This is a genomic window from Pseudomonas sp. C321, from assembly GCF_055407105.1.
This window is the reverse complement of the sequence record NZ_JBUZRB010000005.1, coordinates 102,916-127,449: the sequence shown is the minus strand read 5'-3', so window position 1 is coordinate 127,449 and position 24,534 is coordinate 102,916. Positions and strand designations below refer to the sequence as shown.

The following is a 24,534-nucleotide window of genomic DNA, read 5'->3' as shown; positions in this document are numbered from 1 at the left end:
GCAGTGCTTTTGTCATGGCCGGTTTTACTGGGCCAGCCAACCACCATCAATATTCCACGCCGCACCACGCACCTGGCTGCCGGCTTCGCTGCACAAGAACAGCACCAACTCGCCCAACTGTGGCGGCGTCACAAACTCCAGGGACGGCTGCTTTTCGGCCAGCAAATCATGCTGCGCCTGCTGCGGATCAACCCCGGCGGTAATACGATCATCAATCTGCTTCTGCACCAGCGGGGTCAGTACCCAGCCTGGGCAAATGGCGTTGCAGGTAACGTTGCTGGTGGCGGTTTCCAGGCCCACCACCTTGGTCAGGCCGATTACCCCGTGCTTGGCGGCCACGTAAGCCGCCTTACCCACCGAGCCGACCTGGCCGTGCACCGAGGCGATGTTGACGATCCGTCCCCAGCACTTGGTCTTCATGCCCGGCAGGCTCAGGCGTGTGCTGTGAAACACCGAGGACAGGTTGATGGCGATAATCGAATCCCAGCGTTCCACCGGGAAATCTTCCACGGCGGCTACGTGCTGGATGCCGGCGTTGTTCACCAGGATGTCGACGCCGCCGAACTCGCGATCGGCATAGGCGATCATCTCGGCGATTTGCGCCGGGTCACTGACATCCGCCGGGTGATGGCCGACCTTGCCGCCGAACGCTTGCACCTGGGCGATCACCGCACTGGCGTCGCCGAAGCCATTGAGGATCAGGTTAGCGCCGGCCTTGGCCAGGCTCAGGGCAATCCCCAGACCGATACCGCTGGTGGAGCCGGTGACCAGGGCGGTCTTGCCGTTCAATGTCGTCATGAAAACCTCACACAATGCCGGTGGCATAGAAAGTACCGATCACCACGAACACCGCGAGGGTCTTGATGATGGTGATGCCGAAAATATCTTTATAGGCTTCGCGGTGGGTCAGCCCGGTCACCGCCAGCAGCGTGATGACGGCGCCGTTGTGGGGCAGGGTGTCCATGCCGCCGCTGGCCATGGCCGCGACCCGGTGCAGCACTTCAAGGGGGATATTGGCCGCATGTGCTGCCGAAATAAAGCTCTCGGACATCGCCGCCAGGGCGATGCTCATGCCGCCGGATGCAGAACCGGTGATGCCGGCCAGCAGGGTCACGGTAATCGCTTCGTTGACCAGCGGGTCGGGGATGCCCTTGAGCCAGTCTGCCAGCACCAGGAAGCCCGGCAAGGAGGCGATCACCGCGCCAAAGCCGTATTCCGAAGCGGTGTTCATCGCCGCCAGCAGCGCACCGCTGACCGCGCTTTTACTGCCTTCGGCCAGCTTGCTGCGGATCGCCGAAAAGCCGAACACCAGCACCATGATGATCCCCACCAACAGCGCCGCTTGCACTGCCCAGATTGCCGTGAGCTTGGCGATCTCGGTCTGCACCGGCACGCTCATGCCCGGCAGGCTGAGGCTGTGGGTTTTGCCGTACCACAGGGGAATCCAGTGGGTGAACAGCAGGTTCATGACCCCCACCAGCAATAGCGGCGACAGGGCGATCCACGGGTTGGGCAGCTTGATGTCTTCAGCAGTTTCCGGCTCGTTGCGCAGTTCGGTGCCGTAGCCTTCACCGGCACGCTGGGCCTTGTTGCGCTGGCGGGCCAGGTAGAGCATGCCGGCGCAGAACACGAAGATGGCGCCGATCACGCCCAGCCACGGGGCAGCCCAGGCGGTGGTGTTGAAAAAGGTGCTGGGGATGATGTTCTGGATCTGCGGCGTGCCAGGCAGTGCGTCCATGGTGAATGAAAATGCACCGAGGGCGATGGTCGCGGGGATCAGGCGCTTGGGGATATTGCTCTGGCGGAACATCTCGGCGGCAAACGGGTACACCGCGAACACCACCACAAACAACGACACGCCGCCGTAGGTCAGCAAGGCGCAGACCAGCACGATTACCAGCATCGCCTGGCGAGTGCCGAGCAAACGAATGGCGGCGGCGACGATGGAGCGCGAGAAGCCGGAAATCTCAATCAACTTGCCGAACACCGCACCCAGCAGGAACACCGGGAAGTACAGTTTGATAAAGCCGACCATTTTTTCCATGAACACCCCGGTGAAGGCGGGCGCGACGGCGGAGGGGTCGGTGAGCAATACGGCGCCGAGGGCGGCAATGGGAGCAAACAGGATGACGCTGTAGCCACGGTAGGCCGCCAGCATCAGCAGCGCGAGGGCTGCGAGGGCAATGATCACACTCATGGAGTGTCTCCAATCGGATTGTTATTTTTGTGGGGGTGAAGCTGTGGAAAGGGGCTATAGCGGGATTTGTGCCAAGTTGTTAACTTGTTGAAATATATGAATATTATTTTATTTTAGTAAAATTTATTCAGCAGTTATCTCTGTTTTGAGACGAGTACTGACCCACTGTAGGAGCGAGCTTGCTCGCGATGGTCGTCAACGATAACGCTGGCATCCAGGATGCCTGCGGTGCCTTTGCGCTTTTCGCGAGCAAGCTCGCTCCTACAAGGGGTGTCTCTATTTGTGGATTTGTATCTCTTTATTGAGATTGTTCGATGCCCAACGCCACCATTTTCTTGTACAGCGTCGACCTGCCCAGCTCCAACCGCTTCGCTGCCTCAACCACATTCCCCTCACACGCCTTAAGCGCCGCCCCAATCACCTGCCGATCAAATCGTTCCCGCGCCGCACTGAAGGTTTCACCTTCAACCGACTCCACGGCACTGCGCTCCACCGGACTGAACGTGCCAATCGCCGCGCGAATCTCGCGGGCATCAAGCACCAGGTCATCACTGAGCAGCGCCGCCCGCTCCAGCACGTTGCGCAACTCGCGGATATTCCCCGGCCAGGCGTGCTGTGCCAGGAGCGCCAAGGCCTCGCGATCCAGTTCATGCTCGCTGCGCAGTTCCTCCAGGATTGCCTCACTCAACGCCGGCAGGTCGTCCAGGCGGTCGCGCAAGGGCGGGACCTGGATCGGCAGGACGTTAAGGCGGTAATACAAGTCCGCCCGAAACTCGCCGCGCTTGATCGCGGCTTCCAGGTCCATGGACGTCGCGGCGATCACCCGCACGTCGCTGTGGATCATCTCGTTGGAGCCCACCGGCTCGAACTCCTTCTCCTGCAACACCCGCAGCAATTTGCTTTGCAGTGGCAGCGGCATGTCGCCGATTTCATCGAGAAACAACGTGCCGCCTTGGGCGATCTGCAACTTGCCGGGGCGGCCCTTGCGGTCGGCGCCGGTGAAGGCGCCGGGGGCGGTGCCGAAGAATTCGGCTTCCAGCAGGTCATGGGGGATCGCCGCACTGTTGATGCTGACGAACGCCTTATGGGCGCGCGGTGAGGCGCCGTGAATGGCCTGGGCCAACAATTCTTTGCCGGTACCGGTTTCCCCCAGCAGCAACACCGGGGATTCGGCGCTGGCGCTGCGTCGGGCGCGGCGTTTGACTTCCAGGCTGGCGGCGCTGGTGCCGATAAAGTGCGCGAAGTTGTACTTGCTCTGGCGTGAGCGCAGCAGCGAGCGGGTGGAGGCCAGCTCCTGCTGCATGCTCAGGTAACGTTCGATCAGCGGCGACAGGTTGCGCAGCTCATCGAACAGGGCAAAACCAATGGCGCCGATCACCGCGCCGGCATCGTCATGGATCGGCAGGCGCATCACCACCAGCGGGCCTTTGGGGGTGTCCTGGATATCCAGCAGGATGGGCAGGTCTGTGCGCACCACCTGGCGCAACAGGCTGTTGGAAATCACCTGCTCGCACGGTTGACCGATGGCCTGGTCGGCGCTTTTGAGGCCGAAGCGCTTGGCGTAGCGCTCGTTCATCCAGACGATATTGGCGTCGCTGTCGACAATCACCGTGCCTTCGCTGGACTGCTCGATGATCTTGAACAACGAGCGGATCGCCAGGGCGCGAACGCGTTGGTAGTCCTTGAGGCTTTCGGTGGTGTTCATGTCAGGCAATCCGTTTTACACGCATGCAGCGGCGAGGAGTTCTTGGGTGTAAGGATGCTGTGGCGATTCAAATACGTCATGGCTCGGCCCGCGCTCCACCACCTTGCCGTCCTTGATCACGATCATGTCATGGGCCAGGGCGCGCACCACCGCCAGGTCATGGCTGATAAACAGGTAGGTCAGGCCGTATTTTTCCTGGAGTTCGCGCAGCAGAGCGACCACTTGTTTCTGCACCGTACGGTCAAGTGCCGAGGTCGGTTCATCCAGCAGCATCAACGCGGGCTTGAGCACCAGGGCGCGGGCGATGGCGATGCGTTGGCGCTGGCCGCCGGAGAATTCGTGGGGGTAGCGATGGCGGCTGGCGGGGTCCAGGCCTACGTCTTCGAGCACCTGAATCACCTGCGCCTCGCGGTCCTTGAGGCTGCACGGGGCATGGACTTCCAGGCCTTCGCTGATGATCTGCTCCACCGACATGCGCGGGCTGAGGCTGCCGAAGGGGTCCTGGAAGACCACTTGCATTTGCTTGCGCCAGGGGCGCATTTGCTTGTGGGTCAGGCCGTCTAGGGCTTCACCCTGGAAGCGAATGCCGCCGCTGGAATCCAGCAACCGCAGGATCGCCTGGCCGAGGGTCGACTTGCCGGAGCCGGATTCGCCAACGATCCCGAGGGTCTTGCCGCGCTGCACGCTCAGGCTGATACCGTCCACTGCCCGCAGGTATTGCTTGCGTCGAAATAGGCCGCCGCCGATCTGGAACTGCACGCTCAAGTCATCGACCTGCAGCACGGTCTCGTACTCGTCGCGGCACAACGGGGCGCCAGCCGGTTCGGCGTCCAGCAACAGGCGGCTGTAGGGATGTTGCGGGGCGCTGAACAGGGTTTGGCAGTCGGCTTGCTCGACGATTTCCCCGGCACGCATCACGCAGACTCGCTGGGCAATACTGCGCACCAGATTGAGGTCGTGGCTGATCAGCAACAGCGACATGCCCAGGCGTTGTTGCAGGGACTTGAGCAGCACCAGGATCTTGCGCTGCACCGTCACATCCAGTGCCGTGGTGGGTTCGTCGGCGATCAACAGTTCCGGTTCGCAGGCCAGAGCCATGGCGATCATCACTCGCTGGCGCTGACCGCCGGACAGTTGATGGGGATAGGCCTTGAGCCGTTCCTGGGGTTTCTGGATGCCTACCAGTTCCAGCAGCTCAAGGATGCGCGCTTGCGCCGCCTTGCCGCCCAGGCCCTTGTGCAGCAGCAGGATTTCGCCGATCTGCTTTTCGATACTGTGCAGCGGGTTGAGGGAGGTCATCGGCTCCTGGAAGATCATCGCAATCCGGTTGCCCCGCAGCTTTTGCAGGGTGGAGGCGGATGCGCCAATCAACTCCTGGCCGCGATAACGCACGGAGCCTGTGGTTTCAGTGTCGACTTCGGGCAGCAGTTGCAGGATCGAGTGGGCGGTCACCGACTTGCCGGAACCAGATTCACCCACCAGCGCCAGGCACTCGCCAGGGCGCACATCCAGGCACAGCTTGCGCACCACGGCCTGGCCGCTGAAGGCGACGCACAGGTCGCGGATCTCGATCAGATTGTCGGTCATACATTCGCTGCCTTTCATGATCGTGGGTCGAAGGCGTCACGCAACGCCTCGCCGATAAACACCAGCAGCGACAGAATCAGCGCCAGGGTGAAAAACGCCGTCAGCCCCAGCCAGGGCGCTTGCAGGTTTTGTTTGCCTTGGGCGATCAGCTCACCCAATGAGGCGCTGCCCGCCGGCATGCCGAAACCGAGGAAGTCCAGGGCGCTCAAGGTTGAAATCGCCCCGGTCAGAATGAATGGCAAATAGCTCAAGGTGGCATTCATTGCGTTGGGCAGGATATGCCGGCGGATGATCTTGCCGTCGCTCAGGCCCAACGCCCGTGCGGCTTTGACGTATTCGAGATTGCGCCCACGCAGGAATTCGGCGCGCACCACGTCCACCAGGGCCAGCCACGAGAACAGCGCCATGATCCCCAGCAGCCACCAGAAGTTGGGCTCGACAAACCCCGAGAGGATGATCAGCAGGTACAGCACCGGTAATCCCGACCACACTTCCAGTATTCGTTGGCCGAGCAGGTCTACCCAGCCGCCGTAGTAACCCTGCAAGGCCCCGGCGGCAATGCCGATGGCGCCGCTGATGACAGTCAGGGCCAGGGCGAAGAGGATTGACACCCGCGCACCGAAGATCACCCGCGCCAGTACGTCGCGGGACTGGTCGTCGGTGCCCAGCCAGTTCACCGTCGACGGTGGGCTTGGGGCAGGGCGGGTCAGTTCATAGTTGGGGGTGTCGTCGCTGAAGGGGATCGGCGGGAACAGCATCCAGCCGCCGTCTTTCTTGATCAGCTTTTGCACGTAGTCGCTGCGGTAGTCAGCCTGGAACGGCAGTTGGCCGCCGAACTGTTGTTCGGTGTAGCGCTTGAAGGCCGGGAAGTACAGTTCGTCCTGGTAACTGAGTACCAAGGGCTTGTCATTGGCGACCAACTCGCCGCCCAGGGTCAGGATGAACAGACCGATAAACAGCCACAGCGACCACCAGCCGCGACGGTTTTTCTTGAAGCGTTCAAAGCGCCGGCGAGCCACGGGAGACAGTCTGAGCATCAGGCGTTCCTCGCGGCGAAGTCGATGCGCGGGTCCACCAGGGTGTAGCAGAGGTCACCGATGAGTTTTATCAAAAGGCCGAACAAGGTGAAGATAAACAACGAGCCGAACACCACCGGGTAATCCCGCGAGACGGCGGCTTCGTAGCTCATGCGGCCCAGGCCGTCGAGGGAGAAGATCACCTCGATCAGCAGGGAGCCTGCGAAGAACACGCTGATGAACGCCTGGGGAATACCGGCGATCACCAGCAGCATCGCGTTGCGAAACACATGGCCGTAGAGCACGCGGCGTTCGCTCAGGCCCTTGGCGCGGGCGGTGACCACGTATTGGCGAGTGATTTCATTGAGAAACGAGTTTTTGGTGAGGATGGTCAAGGTGGCAAAGCCGCCGATCACCAGGGCGCTGACCGGTAACACCAGGTGCCAGAAGTAGTCGGCGATCTTGCCGACAGTGCTTAACTGGTCGAAGTTTTCCGAGACCAGGCCACGCACCGGGAACCAGTTCAGCGAGGTGCCTCCGGCAAAGACTACGATCAGGAACATCGCAAACAGGAACGCCGGCATTGCATAACCGATGACGATGGCCGTGCTGCTCCATATGTCGAACTGGCTGCCATGGCGCACCGCCTTGCGAATCCCCAGGGGAATTGATACGAGGTAGGTGATCAGCGTCGCCCACAGGCCCAGGGAAATGGTCACGGGCATTTTTTCCAGAATCAGATCAATCACCGTCGAGCCGCGAAAGAAGCTGTTGCCGAAATCCAGTTGGGCGTAGCTTTTGAGCATCAACCACAGGCGCTCCGGCGCTGGCTTGTCGAAGCCGTACTGTTTTTCGATGTCCTTGATCAGTTTTGGGTCCAGCCCGCGACTGGCCCGCGAACCGCTGCTGATGCTTTCGCCGGACGAGCCGCCAATGCCACCGCCGCCAATCCCTTGCAGGTGGGCGATGGCCTGCTCCACCGGGCCGCCCGGTGCGGCCTGGACGATGACGAAATTCACCAAGAGGATGATCACCAGGGTGGGGATGATCAGCAGCAGGCGCCGCACGATATAGGTAAACATCAGTGGGCACCTCCCGACTGGCCGCGCTTGATCAGCTCGGCGTCCATTTGCTCATTGGTCAGCGGTGTGTGGCTGACTTCCCACCAGGTTTCCAGGGCTTCGTCATTGCTGGCTGCCACGGCCGGGCGACCGAAGCGGTTCCACCATGCCGCCGAGGCGCCGTGCGGGTAGTAATTGGGGATCCAGTAGTAATTCCATTGCAGCACCCGGTCCAGGGCGTGGGCATAGCTGAGCATCTGCGCCTGGGTGGTAGCGCGGACCAGCCCGGTGATCAGAGTATCCACCGCCGGGTTTTTCAACACTATGTAGTTGTTGGCGCCGGGATCGAAGGCGGCGGACGAGCCGAAGTAGTTGTACAGCTCCATCCCCGGCGAGGTGGTGACCGGGAAGCCGGTGACGATCATGTCGTAGTCCCGGGCCATCAGGCGATTGACGTACTGCGACGAGTCGATACGGCGGATATTGAGGGTGATGCCGATCTGCGCCAGGTTGCGCTTGTAGGGCAACAACAGGCGTTCAAGGCCGCCTTGGGCATTGAGGAAGGTGAACTCCAGCGGTTCGCCGGCGGCGTTGACCAGTTTGTCGCCATCGGGCTTCCAGCCGGCCTGTTCCAACAGTTCCAGGGCTTGCAGTTGTTTGTCGCGGATCATGCCGGTGCCGTCGGTGGTCGGCGCCTTGAATACTTTGGTGAAGACTTCGTCGGGAATCTGCCCGCGCAGGGGTTCGAGAATCGCCAGCTCCTGAGCGTCCGGCAACTGAGTGGCCGCCAGCGGGCTGTTGGAGAAATAGCTTTGCTGGCGGATGTACATATTGCGCATCATCTGCCGGTTCGCCCACTCGAAATCCCAGAGCATGGCCAGGGCCTGACGCACGCGGCGGTCCTGGAATATCGGTTTTTGCGTGTTGAACACGTAGCCCTGGGCCGGTTGCGGCGCGTCCTTGGCCAGGTGCGCTCGTTGCAGGCGGCCGTCGTCCAGGGCTGGGCCGTTGTAGCCGATGGAGTAGCCGGTGGCGGAGAATTCGCGGTTGAAATCGTAGGCGCCGCCCCGCAGGACTTGGCGCGCGACTTCGGTGTCACCGAAGTACTCCAGGCTCAGGTGATCGAAGTTGTACAGACCACGGCTGACGGGGAGGTCCTTGCCCCACCAGTCAGGGTTGCGCTGGAAGCTGATGGTGTTGCCCGAATCGACCTTGCTGACGCGGTACGGGCCACTGCCCAGTGGCGCTTCGTAGCCGCCGCCGTTGGCGAAGTCACGGGTTTTCCACCAGTGCTCGGGGAAGACCGGCAGGGTGGCGATGTCCAGGGGCAGGGTGCGGTTTTCGTTGCTGGAAAAGTCGAAGCGCACTTGCCGAGGGCCTTCCACTTCGACGTGCTTGACGTCGGCGAACAGGGTTCGGTAACGCAGGCTGCCCTGGGTCATCAGCAGGTCGAAGGTGTAGCGCACGTCTTCGGCGGTGATCGGCGTGTTATCGGCAAACTTGGCTTTGGGGTTGAGGTAGAAACGCAGGGACAGACCGTCGTCTGACCGCTCCATTTTTTCCGCCACCAGGCCATAGACGGTGTAGGGCTCATCCAGGGAGCGCTGGGCCAGGGGCGAGTACACCCAGCCGTCGAGTTGGCTGACGCCGATGCCTTTATCGATATACGGCAGGACGTGGTCGAAACGGCCGATCTCCACGGCCGAGCGCCGCAGGCTACCGCCCTTGGGGGCCTTGGGATTGGCGTAGGCAAAGTGGCTGAAGTCGGCGGGGTATTTCGCCGGTTCTCCGTAGACGGTCAATGCCTGTTGCGGCGCGGCGACAACGGCCGCGCTCGCCATCAGCAGGGCCAGGGTGGAGCAAAGCAGGGTCGAGCCAAATAAGGTGAAGAAGTCCAGTCGCATTATCAGCCTTGAGCGCCGGGTGAAGAAGGAAGGGGATTTGTACGCTAACCGCGCACGCGTCGCCAGTCGCCATGCTGTCGCACAAACACAACGGCCCACCAAAAGGCGGGCCGTTGTTTTATGCATCAGTGCACAGGGATCAGTCCTGGCGACTGGTCACTTCCAGCAGGTGATAACCGAACTGGGTTTTCACTGGGCCTTGCACGGTATTGACCGGGGCGCTGAAGACCACGGCGTCGAACTCCTTGACCATCTGGCCTGGACCGAACGAGCCCAGGTCGCCACCTTGACGGCTGGATGGGCAAGAGGAGTTGGCTTTGGCAACTTCGGCGAAGTCGGCGCCGCCTTCGATCTGGGTCTTCAGTTCGTTGCACTTGTCTTCAGTGGCAACCAGGATGTGGCGGGCGGTGGCTTTGGCCATGAGGGGTAACTCCTTGAATAAAAAAGGTGAGCGTACCGGATTCAGGCGGTTATTTCCCGGCAAAGTTCCGATGATGTTCACGCAGCCGATGGGCAGCGTCGCGCAGCAACTGGTCTGTCCCGTTCCAACCCAGGCAACCGTCTGTCACCGATACCCCGTAGCGCATCGACGGGCCCAGTGGTTGACAGCCTTCGAACAGGTGGCTTTCCAGCATCATGCCGATCAGTGATGTGTCGCCTTGCAAGCGCTGCTCCAGCACCTCATTGAACACTGCCGGTTGGCGTAAAGGGTCCTTGCCACTGTTGGCGTGGCTGCAATCGACCATGATCCGCGTGGCTACCTTGGTTTTCGCCAGGTCGTCTTTCACCTGGGCCACGCTCTGGCGGTCGTAGTTCGGCCCACGGTGGCCGCCGCGCAACACCAGGTGGGTGTCGGGGTTGCCCTGGGTCTGGATGATCGCCGGATGTCCCTGGCTGTCGACACCGAAGTGGCGGTGCGGATGAGTGGCAGAGCGCATTGCGTCGCAGGCGATGGCGACGCCGCCGTCGGTGCCGTTCTTGAAGCCGACGGGGATGCCCAGGCCGCTGGCCATTTCCCGGTGGATCTGCGATTCGGTGGTGCGTGCGCCAATGGCGGCCCAACTGAGCAGGTCATCGAAGTAGCCGGCAGCCATCGGTTGCAGTAACTCGGTGGCGACGGGCAGGCCCAGGCGCAGCATTTCGCGCATCAATTCACGGGACAGGGTCAGGCCGGCGGCCATGTCGTCGCTGCCATCCAGGCGCGGGTCGTAGGCAAGACCCTTCCAGCCGATGGTGGTGCGGGGTTTTTCGACATAGGCGCGGATCACCAGCAGCATCTGGTCACTGACCTCATTGGCCAGTTTCTTCAGGTTGCGGGCGTATTCCATGGCCGATTCCGGGTCGTGGATCGAGCAGGGGCCAACGATGACCAGCAGGCGCGAGTCCTTGCCATCGAGAATGGCGCGCACGGCCTGGCGATGGGCGCTGACTTGCTCGGTCAGGAACGGGCTCAGGGGCAGTTGCTGCTTGAGTTCAAGGGAACTGGGCAAACGCTGGGTCAGCGTTTCATTGGCACAGGACAGGGTGCAAGCAGGCAGGGTGGCGATGGACGAGTTCATATTCGGGCTTCCTGGGCAAGCGGCGGGCTGTTCCCGCACGCTCGGCCCTACTGGGGTGTTCGACAATTGGCCAGACTGGCTACGTGTGTTGGCTTGCCACCTGTAGGTGACCGATCGGAGGCGGCAGGCTGTCCCGAGCGGAGCTTGCTAAATCGCCAGGCGGTGCAAGTGTCGTAGCGGTAATAAGTGATGTAGTTCATGTTGCGATTCCTTTAAGTATTCTGGATCAAGCAAAAAGTGAGGGGCCGAAAAAACAAAACCCCCGGTCGGGGAGCCGACCGGGGGTTAGATTTCTCTGGTAGGCGACCCCTTGATTCGTGGGCGCCGATTTCAGGTATCAGGCGCGCCAGTGGCTAAACCAATAACCAAAATAAAAGCTGACCAGTGCGCTCAAACCGTTCACGCGGGTAGCCACGACCGAACGCTGGGCGTTGGCTGTAGGGCGAACCTGAGTGTGGGTGAGTTGCAACATGGCGTGTCTCCAAATGATGGGTGGAGCTTAACTGAGGCGTGCGGGTGGATTCAATCAGTAATTTCTATTGCGCTTGGGTACTTACGGCTATGGCTCAACTGCCGATATGCTGCATGAAACTTCACGATGATTGCTGGGACGCGACCACATGACTGCCTTGACCCTTGCTGCTGCTCAATCCATCTCCATTGCTGGTGACGTGCCAGCGAACATCGCCCGCCATCTGACCTTCATGCGTCGTGCAGTCGAGCAAGGCGTGCAGTTGCTGGTGTTTCCAGAGCTTTCCTTGACAGGTTATGAGCCGTCCCTCGCCGCTGACCTGGCAATTGCCCCGGATGATGCAGTGCTGGCGCCGCTGCGTGAGATGGCCCGTGAGCTGCACATGACGGCGGTGGTCGGCATGCCGATCCGGCTGGCACCAGGCGCCGAGGTGCTGATTGGCGCACTGGTATTGGCGGCGGATGGTTCGTTGGCGGTGTACAGCAAGCAGCACCTGCATCCCGGTGAAGAAGTGGCATTTGCCCCCGGAGTGGGCGGCGCCGCGCTGGAGTGGGGTGACGACAGGGTCGCACTGGCGGTGTGTGCAGACTTTTCCCACGCCAGCCATCCGCGTCAGGCGGCCGCGCTTGGGGCCAACGTCTACGCGGCCGGCGTGTTGATCAGCGAAGGCGGTTACGCGCCAGACACGGCTTTGCTCCAGGGCTACGCGGCCGAGCACTCGATGGTGGTGCTGATGGCCAATCACGGCGGGCCTACCGGTGGCTGGACTTGTGCCGGGCGCAGCGCCATCTGGGCGGCAGATGGCAGTTTGATCGCGGCGGCGCCTGGGGTGGGTGATGTTTTGGTGATCGCCCGCAGAAATGCCGGGCGGTGGAGCGGGCAGCAGGTGGTGATTTGATTAAAGGAGCGCACTCATATGGCGTTTCAACTGCGGGTCGCGACGGATCAGTACCTGGCGTTCGCCCGAACCCTGACGCATCAGGCGATGGGCAATTACTACCGTCACTATGATTTGTCGTGGTCCGACAAGGGCTTCGATACCGCCTGGGTCGGCCGGGAAAACTGGCTGATCTGCCGAGACGACACCGTATTGGGCTTTATCAGCCTGAGTCGGGATGCCGAGGCACTCTATATTCGCGAATTGCACATCCTCGACTCCTTTCGCCGGCAAGGGGCGGGTGCCTGGGCCCTGGAGCAAATGACGCTCAAGGCGCACACGGAAGGACTTGGCCTGCTACGGCTGACGGTATTCAAGACCAATCCGGCGAAAAGACTCTATCAGCGCATGGGCTTGGCTATCGTGGGCGAGGAAGACTGTTTCTGGCGCATGGAGCTTGATTGTTTGCCCGTCAACGTGCGGTGAGCAGGTGGGTAATCCACTCATTTCAGCAAAACAGGCACTCGATTCTAATAAGCGCATACTGACTCTACGAGACGACTTCCTGATCGTACTTCGGGGTTTCATCCACTGACGCGATGATGCCGTCTTTCATGCCCAGCAGGACTACAACCTTATGGGCTCCCCCACGCCATCCCTTTTTGCGCCCGGCGAACGCTTGAATAGACTTGCCTTGATGCTCCCGCCAGGCCGTGGCTTGTGTGCAGCAGTGCGAGTACCGGGCATAGTTCAAAACCGTTCAGGTTTGTGTAAATCGAGATGAGTGTGTCACCTCTAGGGGTGTGCAGAACAGGATATTACATCCAAATGAGTGGAATCGGTTCGCGGTTAAGGCTGGAAAGAGAGCGACTTGGCTTGTCGCAAAAAAACTTTGGCGAAATAGGAGGCGTAGAAGCGAACGCGCAAGGTAAATATGAAAACGGTGATCGGGCGCCGAAAGCCGACTACTTGTCCCGTGTGGCTGAAAGAGGTGTGGATATCCTGTACGTGTTGACAGGTAGCCCTACGCCCATCCAGTTGGATAACTTGAGCCAGATCGAAGAGAAAGTGCTGGGCAACTATCGGGCAATGTTCAAGGAAGACCAGGACGCAATCCGCCGATTGACCGCTACCCTGGCGGAGCATTCATTCGCGTTTAATGGAAAAGCCAAGCCGGCGACCCAGGATTCCTGAGCCTTTGCTTGGGAAAGAACCCCGTCTGCCGCTCGGTAGACGCTCGTAGTGTATTGAAACTCTATATATATGACGCTTGCAGCTAGGTCTGTGCCTTGGTTTTTTGCTAAGGTGTTCAGCAACCTATAAGACCATATCGCGAGGTGTCTGCTTGATTAGGGTGCTAGTAGTCGATGACCATGATCTCGTTCGTACAGGCATTACACGAATGCTGGCTGACATCGATGGCCTACAAGTAGTCGGCCAGGCCGAGTCAGGGGAGGAGTCCCTGATCAAGGCCCGGGAGTTGAAGCCTGATGTGGTTTTGATGGACGTCAAAATGCCCGGTATTGGCGGTCTTGGCGCCACTTGCAAGCTGTTGCGCAGCCATCCAGACATCAAGGTCGTCGTAGTCACTGTGTGTGAGGAAGATCCATTTCCTACGCGGCTTCTACAAGCGGGTGCCGCCGGCTACCTGACAAAAGGCGCGGGTCTGGCAGAAATGGTCCAGGCCATTCGCCTGGTGTTTGCCGGCCAGCGTTACATCAGCCCGCAGATTGCCCAACAGTTGGCTATCAAATCGTTCCAGCCCACCAGTGACTCGCCGTTCGATGCGCTGTCGGAGCGGGAGATCCAGATCGCCTTGATGATTGTCGGCTGCCAGAAAGTTCAGTCGATTTCTGACAAGCTGTGCCTGTCGCCGAAAACCGTGAACACCTACCGTTATCGAATTTTCGAGAAGCTGTCTATTAGCAGCGATGTTGAATTGACCCTGCTGGCGGTTCGCCACGGCATGGTGGACGCCAGCGCCTGAAATGTCGGTATCTGAAATGCCAAGCGCTGAAATACCAAGCTCTGAAATACCAAGCTCTGAAATAAGTGTCCCGTTTAATTCGAGTGCCTTTCTCGCAACCTGCAGTGGCCGTCCCGGCGTGTATCGCATGTTCGACAGTGATGCGCGCCTGCTTTACGTCGGTAAAGCCAAAAACCTGAAGAGCCGCTTGGCGAGTTACTTTCGCAAGTCCGGCCTGGCGCCGAAAACCGCTGCGCTAGTGGGGCGTATTGCCCAGGTGGAAACCACCATCACTGCCAACGAAACCGAGGCGCTGCTGCTTGAGCAGACGCTGATCAAGGAATGGCGGCCGCCCTACAACATCCTGCTGCGTGACGATAAATCCTACCCGTATGTATTTTTATCGGACGGTGACTTTCCGCGCCTGAGCATCCATCGTGGCGCGAAGAAGCAGAAGGGCAAGTACTTTGGACCTTACCCCAGCGCCGGCGCGATCCGCGAAAGCTTGAGCCTGCTGCAAAAGGCTTTCTTCGTGCGCCAGTGCGAAGACAGCTTCTACAAGAACCGTACTCGCCCGTGTCTGCAATACCAGATCAAGCGCTGCAAGGCGCCATGCGTAGGCCTGGTCGAGCCCCAGGAATATGCCGAGGACGTGCGTCACTCGGTGATGTTCCTCGAAGGGCGCAGCAATGCCCTGGCCGACGAGCTGTCCGGCGCCATGGAGCAGGCGGCCAGCACCCTGGATTTCGAGCGCGCCGCCGAACTGCGTGACCAGGTGTCGTTTCTGCGTCGGGTCCAGGACCAGCAAAGTATGGAAGGTGGCACCGGCGACGTCGATGTCATCGCCGCCTTCGTCAACCCGGGCGGTGCCTGTGTGCACTTGATCAGCGTGCGTGGCGGGCGGGTATTGGGCAGCAAGAATTTCTTCCCGCAAACCGGTATACAAGAAGAGGTCGCCGAGGTCATGGCGGCGTTCCTGGGCCAATACTACGTCAGCAGTCCCGAGCGCGACTTGCCTGGCGAACTGATCGTCAACGTGGTCCATGAAGACTTTCCTGTGCTGATCGAGGCGATTTACAAACTGCGCGGCCGCGAACTGGACATCAGTCACCGGGTACGTGGTACCCGTGCCCGCTGGCAGCAGCTTGCCGTGACCAACGCCGAACAGGCCTTGAGCGCGCGCCTGGCGAATCGACAGCACGTCGCCGCGCGTTTTGAAGCCTTGGCCGAGGTCCTCAAGCTCGATGAGCCGCCCCAGCGCCTGGAGTGCTACGACATCAGCCACTCCAGCGGCGAGGCGACGGTGGCGTCCTGCGTGGTATTTGGGCCGGAAGGACCGATCAAGTCCGATTATCGACGCTACAACATCGAAGGTATCACCGCTGGCGATGACTACGCGGCCATGCATCAGGCCTTGACCCGGCGCTTCAGCAAATTGAAGGATGGCGAGGGTAAGCTGCCGGATATCCTGCTGGTGGACGGCGGCAAGGGCCAGCTGTCCATGGCCCGCGATGTGCTCAATGAGCTGGCGGTGCCTGATCTGATCCTGCTCGGCGTGGCCAAGGGTGCTACCCGCAAGGCCGGTTTTGAAACGTTGTACTTGAATGATGCGGCTCATGAGTTCACTTTGCGGGGAGACTCGCCGGCGCTGCACTTGATTCAGCAGATCCGCGATGAAGCTCACCGTTTTGCCATTACCGGCCACCGTGCCCGACGCGGCAAAACCCGGCGTACCTCAACCCTGGAAGGGATCGCAGGCGTGGGGCCCAAGCGTCGGCGGGAACTGTTAAAACATTTTGGTGGCTTGCAGGAACTATCGCGTGCCAGCATCGACGAAATAGCCAAAGCCCCTGGTATCAGTAAAAAGCTCGCTGAGTTGATTTATGCAAACCTGCACAGCGAGTAGAATGCCTAACTCACCTCGTAGCCAGTTGTGCCGATGAATATCCCTAATCTGATCACCGTACTACGCGTCCTGCTCATTCCGATTTTCATTTTGCTGTTTTACCTGCCGTACGAATGGAGTTACATGGCCTCCAGTTCGGTCTTCGCCTTTGCGGCGGCGACCGACTGGCTGGACGGCTACCTGGCCCGTCGCCTGGAGCAGAGCACGCCGTTTGGCGCGTTTCTCGATCCCGTGGCCGACAAGCTGATGGTGGCGGTTGCCCTGGTGCTGCTGGTGCAGGAACACGGCAATCTCTGGCTGACCCTGCCAGCCGCCGTGATCATCGGTCGTGAGATAGTCGTCTCTGCCTTGCGCGAATGGATGGCCGAAATCGGCGCACGCGCCCACGTGGCGGTCTCCAATATGGGCAAATGGAAAACCGCGGCGCAAATGCTCGCCCTGGTGATCCTGCTGGCTAATCCGTCGAACTTCACCTTCTGGGTGCTGCTGGGCTATGCTTTGCTGCTGATTGCCGCAGGCCTGACCCTGTGGTCCATGATCCAATACCTGCGCGCCGCCTGGCCTCATCTGCGGACCACCGTTGAAAAGAAATAAAACTTTTTTGAATCAAGGGGTTGACGGGTGATGTGGATTCTATAGAATGCGCACCACCAAGACGCGGGAATAGCTCAGTTGGTAGAGCACGACCTTGCCAAGGTCGGGGTCGCGAGTTCGAGTCTCGTTTCCCGCTCCATTTTTAAGCAGTGTTGCCTTCGGGTGGCACTGAGTGAAACCAGGGCCAAGCTTTCGAGCTAGGGTCTGGACACTGGAATACACACCATGTGTTTCAGTTAGCGTGTCCCCTTCGTCTAGTGGCCTAGGACACCGCCCTTTCACGGCGGTAACAGGGGTTCGAGTCCCCTAGGGGACGCCATTTGCGGGAATAGCTCAGTTGGTAGAGCACGACCTTGCCAAGGTCGGGGTCGCGAGTTCGAGTCTCGTTTCCCGCTCCAAACATTGCGCTGCAGAGTTCTACTGAGCTCTGCAGCGATTGAAAAAAGGACCTTCGGGTCCTTTTTTCGTTCCGGCGGGAACCACTGAAATCCAGCACCATCCAGTGAGTTTAAGTCCTGAGTTGAGTCCCGAATGAGGGTCTTGAATTCGGACGCGCACTGAATCGGTTTGTTGCTGGAGCAGCTTGGATAGCGAGATGAGCATCTGGCCCTGACTCTGATCAGGAGCTCGCTATAGCACTCTCGGATACCACCGTTCGGCCAGCAGAAGCGCATGTCTCTGGGCAGTTGCGCGTGGACGCCGTGATGAGGCGCGCGCCTTGGTTGCTCAAGGCATCAATCCTTATGAGCATCGTAAACAGCAGCGTCGCTCTGTTCGTAATGCGGCAGAGCACACCTTTGAAGCGGTGTTTGATCAATGGGTTGCGTTCCGCAGGCTGAGCCTGGAGGAAGGTCGCCAGAGCACGCTCTCGCAAATCCTGAGAGTCTTCAAAAAAGACGTCCTGCCAATGCTTGGTCGGCGATCAACCAGATTTTCGAGCGCCTTGAGCACGGCGATGTTCCATCGCGCGTGGTCATTGATTTTGGTGCTGTTTAAGAGAGTGAAAAAGCATGAGCAGGTTGAATTGCGAATCTGAGCTGAGTAGCCAGACCGCACTTGTTAACAGTGCGACAGAGGGTGGAGGCTGACCGGCTGTCGGTCGCGGCCGGCGTGTCGTCTTTCGGGTTGATGGGCAGTGCTGGCGCGGCAGTGGCTCGCGAAATTGAATCCCGCTGACACCCAGGCTCCTGCCTCGACGATGAAGTAACGGATCACCCACGCCTCATTATCGAAATAGAAGTCTTTCACTTCGCCGATATCGCCATCGGTCGCCGCAATGGTGTAATCCTCCAGGTCTTGCATGCTTGGTAACATAGGACTGTCCTTTGGTGAGCACCGATTGATGTTCTCGGCACAAGGAAACGCTGCTGGCCGATTATTCGACTTTCCCAAGGACACGGTGCACCCTGCTGTTGCTCAACGTCTGTTCGCTGGCGAACCTGATTCAGGTGGGTTTATCCACGCAGGCGCTGATCGACGTTCCACGACGTTTGCGTCGCTCGAGCCATTCAAAGAGTCCCATGCCGGCTAACATGGCGATGACAAAAACAACACCTTCAGGAATGCCCGAGCCTAGCAGCACCACAGCGGGCCCCGGACAAATACCCGCCACGCCCCAACCGACGCCGAACAGAAGGCTACCCATGACCAGGCGCCGATCGATATTTCGAGCGGTGGGCAGGTTCATCGGCAGCCCCAGTAGCGATTGGGTTCGCGTTCTTGCGAACTTGAAACCTGCTGCCGCCACCGCAATGGCGCCGCCCATGACAAAGGCCAGTGAGGGATCCCAGCGTCCGCTCACGTCGAGGAAACCTATGACTTTGGCCGGGTTTGTCATTCCGGAAACCAGCAAGCCGATACCGAACACCAAACCGGCAACCCACGCATAAAAAAGCGGCATGCTCAAAGGCCTCCCAGGAGATGGCCAACGACAAAAACGGTCATGAAACCCGCGCTCATGAACACGAGTGTGGCGACCGCGGAGCGCAGGGATAAACGCGACAGGCCACACACACCATGACCGCTGGTACAGCCAGCCCCATAGCGTGTGCCAATACCGACCAGCAGGCCGGCAAGGATCAAGAGTGGATAACCGGCGTCGATCTGCACCGCAGGCAATGGCGCGACAAGTTGGTAAACCACTGGTGCCATCAACAGTCCCAGCACAAATGTCGCTCGCCAGGCGACATCCCCGGTCACCGGGCGTAGCAGACCGCCGACGATGCCGCTGATGCCGGCGATGCGTCCGTTGAACAGTATCAACAGCACGGCGCCCGTGCCGATCAATAGGCCACCGACCCATGCACTCAGCGGCGTGAAGTGGCTCATATCGATCATAGCGATTTCCTTTTAGGGGGCTCTGAGGAGGATGACTGATTGGGGAGGGCGGGCATTAATTCATGCCCAGCCAATTGGGCAGTGCCAAGGTAATCCAGGGTACATCGGTAATCAGCACCAGGAACAGTAGCAAGAGCACCTGATGGTGGCAGGCACTGACATGCCTGTCACCGCGGACGTCACGAACAAGTTCAGACCGACCGGAGGTATGATCAAGCCGATCTCCAGATTGACCACCATGATGATCCCAAGATGAGTCGGGTCGATACCCAGCTTCATGGCAATCGGAAAAAGGATCGGCGCCAGGATCAGGTCTGGTGCGGCGCTATCACCTACATCTGGGCCCAGGGGAAATGGCATGCCTTGCATCAGCAGTTCGGAAAAGTCGATGGACTCCACCAGCGATTGCTCAAGGGTATACAAGGCATGAAAACCCAGCGCATCGGATGCCATATTCAACAGTGACAGGCCCGAGGCAATGCCCATCACACCGATGGCGGATGGCAGGCCTACGTAGCGCCGATTGAGCATTCAGTGAATGCCGCTCTTGCCGAAATTGCACATATTACGGCCAGCCGTTGCGCAGCAGTTGTTGCAACTCATAGCGTAGATCAGACGTGGCGCTTGATCCTCGTATCGGGATGTGATGTGGTGGGCTACACAGAAAGACGACTTCCCTTCGCCATGTAGGGCGCTCGCAACTTTAATTCTTTTCAGCATTTCGAGGTTTCATGCAAATCGAGTTACAGGAGATTAGCGACCACCTCTATCGTTTCGCTCCATTTGATACGCTGCCAAAGGAATCGGTAGACGCCATCGCTCGGCGGGTAGAAGTGAGTTATTTCAAGGCCGGCAGTGACATCCTTGAAGCGGGCGCAATCATTCATGACTTGCACTATGTACGTAGCGGTGCGGTGGAGATTTACCGGCGCAATGGCGAACTCTACAACCGACTTGTCGAAGGCGACCTCTTCGGTCAGGCCGGTTTGTTGCGCAGTAACAAGGTGCGTTTTCCCGCCAGAGCCTTGGAAGATAGCCTGATCTATTACATACCCGCCGACGTCTTCGCTGACCTGTGCGCGCAGCATGATGCTTTCGCCGACTTCGTCGAAGCTGAGGGGCACTCCAGGCTCAAGACTGCCGTTGAGGCGCAGGGGCGTGCGAGTGAGCTTATTCAGCTCAAATGCCGAGCCCTTATCTCCCGGCCCTTGGTGTGGGTTACGTCGGATACCTGCGTCGGCGCCGCGGCAAAAATCATGACAGAACAAAGCGTTTCTTGCGTTCTGGTGATGTCATCAGCGGGCTTGCAGGCGGCTGAAATAGAAGGGATTGTGACCGATAGGGACCTTCGCACACGCGTTGTCGCGGCAGGCCGAAACGCTGACGAAACGTCTGTCCGAGACATAATGACGGTCGAGCCGGTAGCGATAGGCGCAGACGACTCAGTGTTTGAAGCGATGCTGGTGATGTTGCGCCGTAATATTCACCACCTGCCTGTGGTCCATCATGGCCATCCGATCGGACTGATCAACCTGTCGGATATCATCCGCTACGAGTCACACAGCAGTTTGCACCTGGTAAACAGAATCTCTAACCAGACTTCGGTCGACGGTTTGAAATCGCTTTTACGTGACCTGCGCGGAACCTACATCCGCATGGTGCGTGACGGTGCGACGGCGCACATGATTGGCAGCGCGATTTCCGGTATTGGCCGGGCCTTTACCCAGCGTTTACTGGAACTGGCAGAGAAAAAACTGGGGCCGCCTCCGGTGCCTTACTGCTTCATGGTGCTGGGTTCCATGGCGCGTGATGAGCAGTTATTGGTGACGGACCAGGATAATGCCCTGGTGCTCGACGACAGCTTCGATCCGATCCAGCACGATGCTTACTTCCGCGCGTTGGCAACTTTTGTCAGTGATGGCCTGGCCGCGTGCGGCTACAGCTATTGCAAGGGCGGGATCATGGCCACGAACGATCAGTGGCGTCAGCCATTGAGGGTATGGCGAAGTTATTTTGATCAGTGGATCGAAAAGCCTAACCCGACGACGTTGCTGAACAGTTGTATTTTTTTCGATCTTGATGGTGTGTTTGGCGAGCTCGAGCTTGTACAGGAACTTAAGGTTCTGTGTGCTCGAAAATCCAGCGCACACCCTGTTTTTCTGAGCGCCATGGCGCGGATTGCCCTTAACCGGACGCCGCCACTGGGCTTCTTCCGTACTTTTGTCGTTGAGACAGATGGGCAGCACAAACGGATTATCAACCTCAAGGGGCGAGGCACTGCACCGCTGACCGACCTGATCCGCATCCATGCGCTCGCCTGTGGCAGTACCGCGCAGAATTCATTTGACCGCATGGATGCCATAGCGAGCAGCAACGTCATTCCGCCTGAAGCATTAAAGCAACTTCGATATGCGCTGGAGTTCCTGTCGATGGTGCGAATTCGACACCAGGTGGACGCACTGGAGCAGGGGGCTGCGCTCAATAACTACATCGAACCGGAGCGCTTTTCCAGCAGTGAGCGATATAACCTAAAAGAGGCGTTTCAGGTCTTGAGTAATGGCCAGAATTTCTTGCGCTTTCGTTATCCGCCCAAGGGTCGCCTCTCGTGATGAAGCACGTGAAAGCGCAGCCCAATCATAAAATGCTCGAGTGGTCTGCCAGGTTCGAGACCCTGGCAGAAAATGCCGTTAACAGCCGCTTGCGACAGTTCTATCAAGCCGGCGCGGTCTCGGCACAGGCATCCATTGACAGCGTGCAACTGCTGGCCATGGACGTGGAAACCACCGGCCTTGATGCACAGGCTGACAGCATTGTGAGCATCGGGGTAATGCCGTTCACGCTGCAGCGCATTTATTGTGGGAGCTCGCTTTACTGGGTGATAAAACCATCGTCCGAGCTGAATGAAAAGTCAGTGACGTTTCATCACATAACCCATGCTGAAATTTCAGATGCTCCCACCTTTGAGCAGGTGCTAGCCCCGTTGCTGGAGGCCATGGCAGGCAAGGTGATGGTCGTCCATTATCGGAATATTGAGCGGGCCTTTTTGGATCAGGCAGTGCGTAGGCATCTAGGGGAGGGGCTGGAATTTCCGGTCATCGATACGATGCAGCTAGAGGCTCGATTGCATCGGCAGAAACTGGGTTGGTTCGCCCGACTCATGGGGCGCTCACAGCAGTCCATACGGTTGGCGGATAGTCGCACGCGGCTAGGGCTCCCGGCGTATCACGCCCACCACGCATTAACCGATGCCCTCGCGACAGCTGAATTGTTGCAGGCGCAGATAGCGACTCACTATTCGACATCCACGTCGGTTGGCAAGTTGTGGAACTGAGTCAGTTGCTGAGGTTCAGGGTTTAATACGCGAGGCTAGCACCATTCGATGGCCTCGGTGTGGCAGCGATTTGCTACAGGTGGGCAATGTGTTGCCGCTGACCCAAAGCTGACCCAGTAAAGGCTGGTGGGGGGCGCCAACAAACTTCAAGGTGCAATCGTATTGGCGTGTTGCACCTTGAAGCTAGAAGCGAAAGTTACGTATGCCTTAGCCCCTGTTCACTAACGAGGCTCAGACATCAGTCCTTTCACGAGGGATATACACCCAAGCATGAGAACGATAGCGAACGGCAACCCTGTTGAGACGGCCATCGCCTGCAGTGCCACCAGACCTCCACCCAATAGAAGGGCAATCGCAATCACGCCCTCAATGATCGCCCAGAACACACGTTGAGGCACCGGCGCATCCACCTTGCCCCCGGCGGTGATCGTGTCGATTACCAGGGAGCCTGAGTCCGAGGAGGTAATAAAAAACACAATGACCAGAACGATGCCCAGGAGTGAGGAGATCTCTTTAAGCGGCAACTCTCCCAGCATGGCGAACAACTTCAGTTCCAGCACCGCGTCCTTGACACCCATCAGGCCCTGTAAGGTCGCTTGATCAATGGCCGTTCCGCCGAACGTTGTCATCCACAGCACAGAAACCACTGACGGCACAAGCAGGACCGAGATCAGAAACTCTCTGACCGTTCGACCACGACTGACACGCGCGATAAACATGCCTACAAACGGCGACCAACTGATCCACCACGCCCAGTAGAAGGCCGTCCAGCCTTGGGTGAATTGAGTGTCAGTGCGGCCGAATGGATTTGACAGCGCCGGCAGGTATTCAACATACGTCACCAGGTTCTTGAAGAAACCCGTGAAGATCGCCAAGGTCGGCCCCACGACGATGATAAACACCAGCAAGAGCAATGCGAGTCCCATATTGATCTGGGAAAGCATCTTGACGCCCTTATCCAGGCCCGCAAGGACTGACCACAGAGCGATTAAGGTGATGCCAACGATCAGCACGACCTTGCTCAGATTCGTCGATTGTATTCCGAAGAGATATTCAATCCCCGCAGCAGCCTGTTCTGCCCCAATGCCCAGAGAAGTCGCCAACCCGAATAGTGTGGCGAATACCGCCAGAATATCGATGATATGCCCTGGCCATCCCCAAACGCGCTCACCCAGTAACGGATAGAAAATTGAGCGTATCGAAAGCGGTAAGCCCTTGTTGTAAGAAAACAACGCTAGGGACAACGCAACAATCGCATATATCGCCCAGGGATGAAGCCCCCAGTGAAAGATCGTAGCGGCCATCGCTAAGTCGGCGGACGCCTTCATATCACCCGCGGCACCTCCCAGGGGCGCCCAGTCCGTACGCACTCCGCTCGCATCGACTGTCACGCCTCCCATGGACGCCGCGTAATGCGACATGGGTTCGGCTACGCCGTAAAACATCAACCCAATGCCCATGCCCGCGGCAAACAGCATTGAAAACCATCCGACGTAGGAGTGGTCTGGTTTGGCATCTCTGCCGCCCAAACGCACCTTTCCCAGCGGGGAGAAAATCAGCGCAATGCACAGCACGACAAAAACATTCGCAATGCTCATGAAGAGCCAGGCGAGATGGCTGGTCAACCAGTTTCGAATGGCGCTGAAGAGTGGTTCTACTTCATTCTGCAAGGCCAGTGTCAAAATCACGAACAGTAAAATGGTGGCCGCTGAAATGATGAAGACTTTGCCGTGGATATCGAGCGAGAACGAAAACTCTCCCTTGATATTGTCTTGACCAATGACATAGTCAGTGTCGATCAGATTGGCAGCTCCACTAGGAGCAGGAATACCGTCCTCACTGGCGACGTGAGGGGTGTTAGGCCGATCATCCGTAGGCTTTTCAACCATGAGAATCTCCTTATTGTTGGCACGTCTTAACGTGCAGTTGTCATTATCCCCGCTGTTCCTATGGTAAAACGAGATGTAAGTGCCTTTATCCTAACAAGCTTTGAGAACAAAACCGGCAAAACCTGCCTATTGC

22 protein-coding genes, 3 tRNA genes and 3 pseudogenes are annotated in these 24,534 nt (G+C 58.8%); 12 read left to right on the top strand and 16 right to left on the bottom strand.

Translation table 11 applies throughout. The annotated features are described in order from the left end of the window. Positions 1-24: 24 nt before the first annotated feature. From ACZRJ6_RS16325 to ACZRJ6_RS16280, 10 genes are all read right to left on the bottom strand, one after another. Positions 25-798: a 3-hydroxybutyrate dehydrogenase gene (locus ACZRJ6_RS16325; RefSeq protein WP_463969519.1), complete on the bottom strand. Its 774-nt coding sequence runs from the start codon at positions 796-798 to the stop codon at positions 25-27. A 7-nt stretch (positions 799-805) separates the two neighbouring features. After that, positions 806-2,197, bottom strand: coding sequence for a GntP family permease (locus tag ACZRJ6_RS16320; RefSeq protein WP_463969520.1), 1,392 nt, complete (start codon positions 2,195-2,197; stop codon positions 806-808). Between the two features lie 298 nt (positions 2,198-2,495). Further along, the gene (locus ACZRJ6_RS16315) at positions 2,496-3,902 is read right to left on the bottom strand and encodes a sigma-54 interaction domain-containing protein (protein WP_463969521.1); all 1,407 of its coding nucleotides are present in this window, start codon (positions 3,900-3,902) and stop codon (positions 2,496-2,498) included. Between the two features lie 15 nt (positions 3,903-3,917). Then, positions 3,918-5,489: an ABC transporter ATP-binding protein gene (locus ACZRJ6_RS16310; protein WP_463969522.1), complete on the bottom strand. Its 1,572-nt coding sequence runs from the start codon at positions 5,487-5,489 to the stop codon at positions 3,918-3,920. Positions 5,490-5,503: 14 nt separating this feature from the next. Then, positions 5,504-6,526, bottom strand: coding sequence for an ABC transporter permease (locus ACZRJ6_RS16305; RefSeq protein WP_463969523.1), 1,023 nt, complete (start codon positions 6,524-6,526; stop codon positions 5,504-5,506). Beyond that, positions 6,526-7,587 (bottom strand): microcin C ABC transporter permease YejB, encoded by a 1,062-nt coding sequence (locus ACZRJ6_RS16300; RefSeq protein WP_463969524.1) that lies wholly within the window; start codon positions 7,585-7,587, stop codon positions 6,526-6,528. Before ACZRJ6_RS16300 ends, ACZRJ6_RS16305 begins: the two co-directional genes overlap by 1 nt. Then, positions 7,587-9,470 (bottom strand): extracellular solute-binding protein, encoded by a 1,884-nt coding sequence (locus tag ACZRJ6_RS16295; protein WP_463969525.1) that lies wholly within the window; start codon positions 9,468-9,470, stop codon positions 7,587-7,589. Before ACZRJ6_RS16295 ends, ACZRJ6_RS16300 begins: the two co-directional genes overlap by 1 nt. 139 nt (positions 9,471-9,609) lie before the next feature. Beyond that, positions 9,610-9,891: a peptidylprolyl isomerase gene (locus ACZRJ6_RS16290; protein ID WP_149413954.1), complete on the bottom strand. Its 282-nt coding sequence runs from the start codon at positions 9,889-9,891 to the stop codon at positions 9,610-9,612. 49 nt (positions 9,892-9,940) lie between these two features. Continuing rightward, positions 9,941-11,029, bottom strand: coding sequence for a 3-deoxy-7-phosphoheptulonate synthase (locus ACZRJ6_RS16285; RefSeq protein ID WP_463969526.1), 1,089 nt, complete (start codon positions 11,027-11,029; stop codon positions 9,941-9,943). 337 nt (positions 11,030-11,366) lie between these two features. Beyond that, entirely contained in the window at positions 11,367-11,501 is a 135-nt protein-coding gene (locus ACZRJ6_RS16280; RefSeq protein WP_463969527.1) for a hypothetical protein, read from the bottom strand. A gap of 148 nt (positions 11,502-11,649) precedes the next feature. On the opposite strand from ACZRJ6_RS16280, the gene ACZRJ6_RS16275 reads away from it, so the two are divergent. Further along, entirely contained in the window at positions 11,650-12,399 is a 750-nt protein-coding gene (locus tag ACZRJ6_RS16275) for a carbon-nitrogen hydrolase family protein (RefSeq protein ID WP_463969528.1), read from the top strand. 18 nt (positions 12,400-12,417) lie between these two features. Beyond that, positions 12,418-12,864, top strand: a complete 447-nt coding sequence (locus tag ACZRJ6_RS16270; protein WP_463969529.1) for a GNAT family N-acetyltransferase — start codon at positions 12,418-12,420, stop codon at positions 12,862-12,864. Between the two features lie 64 nt (positions 12,865-12,928). Here the strand turns inward: ACZRJ6_RS16270 and ACZRJ6_RS16265 are convergent. Continuing rightward, a pseudogene (locus ACZRJ6_RS16265) lies at positions 12,929-13,125 on the bottom strand (helix-turn-helix domain-containing protein). Between the two features lie 81 nt (positions 13,126-13,206). Here ACZRJ6_RS16265 and ACZRJ6_RS16260 point away from each other — a divergent pair. The 8 genes and pseudogenes from ACZRJ6_RS16260 to ACZRJ6_RS16225 all read left to right on the top strand — a co-directional run. Beyond that, the gene (locus tag ACZRJ6_RS16260; protein ID WP_463969530.1) at positions 13,207-13,572 is read left to right on the top strand and encodes a helix-turn-helix domain-containing protein; all 366 of its coding nucleotides are present in this window, start codon (positions 13,207-13,209) and stop codon (positions 13,570-13,572) included. A 151-nt stretch (positions 13,573-13,723) separates the two neighbouring features. Beyond that, the gene (gene gacA, locus ACZRJ6_RS16255; protein WP_133100139.1) at positions 13,724-14,365 is read left to right on the top strand and encodes a response regulator transcription factor GacA; all 642 of its coding nucleotides are present in this window, start codon (positions 13,724-13,726) and stop codon (positions 14,363-14,365) included. 16 nt (positions 14,366-14,381) lie between these two features. Then, positions 14,382-16,250, top strand: coding sequence for an excinuclease ABC subunit UvrC (gene uvrC / locus ACZRJ6_RS16250; RefSeq protein ID WP_463969531.1), 1,869 nt, complete (start codon positions 14,382-14,384; stop codon positions 16,248-16,250). Positions 16,251-16,283: 33 nt separating this feature from the next. Beyond that, positions 16,284-16,844 carry a CDP-diacylglycerol--glycerol-3-phosphate 3-phosphatidyltransferase gene (gene pgsA / locus ACZRJ6_RS16245; protein ID WP_133100138.1) on the top strand — a complete coding sequence of 187 codons (561 nt, stop codon included), beginning with the start codon at positions 16,284-16,286 and terminating at the stop codon, positions 16,842-16,844. Between the two features lie 63 nt (positions 16,845-16,907). Then, positions 16,908-16,983, top strand: a tRNA-Gly gene (locus ACZRJ6_RS16240). 104 nt (positions 16,984-17,087) lie between these two features. Then, positions 17,088-17,163: transfer RNA gene (locus ACZRJ6_RS16235), tRNA-Glu, on the top strand. 3 nt (positions 17,164-17,166) lie between these two features. Continuing rightward, a tRNA-Gly gene (locus tag ACZRJ6_RS16230) sits at positions 17,167-17,242 on the top strand. A gap of 259 nt (positions 17,243-17,501) precedes the next feature. Beyond that, positions 17,502-17,769, top strand: a pseudogene (locus ACZRJ6_RS16225) (tyrosine-type recombinase/integrase); the annotation flags it as partial. A 134-nt stretch (positions 17,770-17,903) separates the two neighbouring features. Here ACZRJ6_RS16225 and ACZRJ6_RS16220 read toward each other — a convergent pair. From ACZRJ6_RS16220 to ACZRJ6_RS16205, 4 genes and pseudogenes are all read right to left on the bottom strand, one after another. Next, a complete protein-coding gene (locus ACZRJ6_RS16220) occupies positions 17,904-18,146 on the bottom strand; it encodes a hypothetical protein (protein WP_463969532.1) in 243 nt (80 codons plus the stop codon). A 142-nt stretch (positions 18,147-18,288) separates the two neighbouring features. Next, on the bottom strand, positions 18,289-18,744 hold the full coding sequence (locus tag ACZRJ6_RS16215) for a DUF6691 family protein (RefSeq protein WP_463969533.1): 456 nt from the start codon (positions 18,742-18,744) through the stop codon (positions 18,289-18,291). 2 nt (positions 18,745-18,746) lie between these two features. Beyond that, entirely contained in the window at positions 18,747-19,181 is a 435-nt protein-coding gene (locus ACZRJ6_RS16210; protein WP_463969534.1) for a YeeE/YedE family protein, read from the bottom strand. Positions 19,182-19,236: 55 nt separating this feature from the next. Then, positions 19,237-19,493 (bottom strand): annotated as a pseudogene (locus ACZRJ6_RS16205) (TRAP transporter large permease subunit); the annotation flags it as partial. A gap of 419 nt (positions 19,494-19,912) precedes the next feature. Here ACZRJ6_RS16205 and ACZRJ6_RS16200 point away from each other — a divergent pair. Continuing rightward, a complete protein-coding gene (locus ACZRJ6_RS16200; protein ID WP_463969535.1) occupies positions 19,913-21,790 on the top strand; it encodes a DUF294 nucleotidyltransferase-like domain-containing protein in 1,878 nt (625 codons plus the stop codon). Further along, positions 21,790-22,512 (top strand): 3'-5' exonuclease, encoded by a 723-nt coding sequence (locus ACZRJ6_RS16195; protein WP_463969536.1) that lies wholly within the window; start codon positions 21,790-21,792, stop codon positions 22,510-22,512. The genes ACZRJ6_RS16200 and ACZRJ6_RS16195 overlap by 1 nt, the downstream gene beginning before the upstream one ends. 221 nt (positions 22,513-22,733) lie before the next feature. On the opposite strand, the gene ACZRJ6_RS16190 is transcribed toward ACZRJ6_RS16195, so the two are convergent. Continuing rightward, a complete protein-coding gene (locus tag ACZRJ6_RS16190) occupies positions 22,734-24,401 on the bottom strand; it encodes a BCCT family transporter (protein ID WP_463969537.1) in 1,668 nt (555 codons plus the stop codon). Positions 24,402-24,534: the final 133 nt, after the last annotated feature.